General features: G+C 53.6%; 2 protein-coding genes. Both read right to left on the bottom strand.

The genetic code is table 11. The features are described 5' to 3' along the window. Positions 1 to 1307 (bottom strand): type IV secretory system conjugative DNA transfer family protein (locus tag ACR0M9_RS21065; RefSeq protein WP_480774603.1); only part of this gene is annotated, 1307 nt, incomplete at its 3' end. Continuing rightward, entirely contained in the window at positions 1300 to 1458 is a 159-nt protein-coding gene (locus ACR0M9_RS21060) for a hypothetical protein (protein ID WP_480774602.1), read from the bottom strand. The genes ACR0M9_RS21060 and ACR0M9_RS21065, both read right to left, overlap by 8 nt. Positions 1459 to 1593 lie beyond the last annotated feature (135 nt).

The raw sequence follows: 1593 nt of genomic DNA, 5'->3' as shown, positions 1-1593 counted from the left end.
GACAGCGTTTGCGAAATCACGATGATCCGGCCACCGAACGATCGCATGGTGTCATACGCTTCAACGACGCGCTCAAGATGGCCGAGGCGCTGAAACTCATCGAGCAGCATCAAAACCTTGAACGGCTCATCCTCGCCCGGTTCGTGGGTTTCGATGGTGTTCACCAGATCGAGGAAGAACAGGCGAATGAGCGTCCGGAACTCTTTGACCTTCTTCCCTGGCACAGAAAAGTAGATCGAGGTGGGGCGCCGACGCAGATCTTCAAAGTTGATGTCATTGCCCTGCGTGGCTCTTGCCACTGACGGGTTGCGCCAGAGCTGAAGGCCGGAATTGTTCATCACCGAAATCGTTGACCGCAAGATTTTGGATTCTTCGGCTGCAAGATTCAGAAACTCATCTGCAGCTCGCGCATATCCAACTTCTTCAGCCATTTTCTCATAGTCCTTTTGCTTGGTCGTTTTGACCAGGCGCAGAACTTCGGAAATGTATGGCCGTTTTCGTTTGATTGCCAACATCGCCATAGCGCAGAACATGCCTTCGACACCGCCCATAAAGCCCTGTGCGGACGAGCTGGGCGTGTCGAACATTTGGGTCGCAACCTGAATCACTTCTTCCCATCGCCGGTCCAGATTGTCGGCACGTGCTGCGCGGCGCAGAGGGTTGTAGCTGTGGCTTTTTTCCGGGTTCTCGGGATCGAACACAAAAACCTCATCGCCCATCGCTGTCCGACGCGCACCTGTGGTCTGGAAAATCTCGCCTTTGATGTCCAGGACGACGCAAGACCCATTGAAACGCAGGACATTCGGGATCACAAAGCCGCTGGTTTTGCCCGAACCAGACGGGGCAATGAACATCGCGTGTGGCTTTTGTACGCAGGGGCCCGGTTTGTAGTAGATTGCGTTTTTGTCTTTGGGCTGACCAAATTTGGCAAACACGATTTCACTGTCCAGTGGGTCTTTGAGCTTCAGCACCGAAGCATAGCCCTCCTGGACGAGCTGAGGGGCCTTTGCAAAGGTCGCATCACCGTATTTCGTTGAGGGGCCTCGCAGAGCAGCGGCCACAAACGCAAATGTCAGAACGCAGACGGCCACAACGGCCACAAGCCCGATGACCTGTTGTTCTTCTGCAGGCCGTGCCATGAACTTTGCCGGTATCGCCCAGATGTCCAGCCCCCGGAAGCCTTTCGTATTGAGGTATTCGATGACCAGGCCGACCACCAACACTGCGCAAGCCGAAGTAGCGACAAAGCCCATCGTGCCGGCAATCGCGACTTTCTTGCCTTTGGGTAGATCCTGAAACTCAGCCATCAATCATCTCACGTTTGAAAAAACACCGGAATCCAAATTCGACGCGCACAACGCCGACCATTTCCCAACCCGCTTCACCCATTCCAGCAAAGGCTTTTTCGGTATCGTCTCTTTCGGTCATCACCGCATCCCAATATTCAAACTTCTTCATCTTTTTATTCCTTCAGATAAGTTGATCAGCGGTCATCAGGGGCGGGAAAATCACGCCGTTGACCTTCCGTTCGTCCCCGATTTTCTTCATGTGGACGATCATGTGAATGGTGGCTCTGATGTCATCGACCACTTC

The organism is Ruegeria sp. CH2 (genome assembly GCF_056537065.1).
Note: the sequence above shows the minus strand (reverse complement) of the source record. Positions and strands in the feature narration are given on the sequence as shown.

Coding starts and splice junctions, on each gene's coding strand:
- ACR0M9_RS21060 (WP_480774602.1), bottom strand. CDS start 1,458: ATGAAGAAGTTTGAATATTGGGATGCGGTGATGACCGAAAGAGACGAT.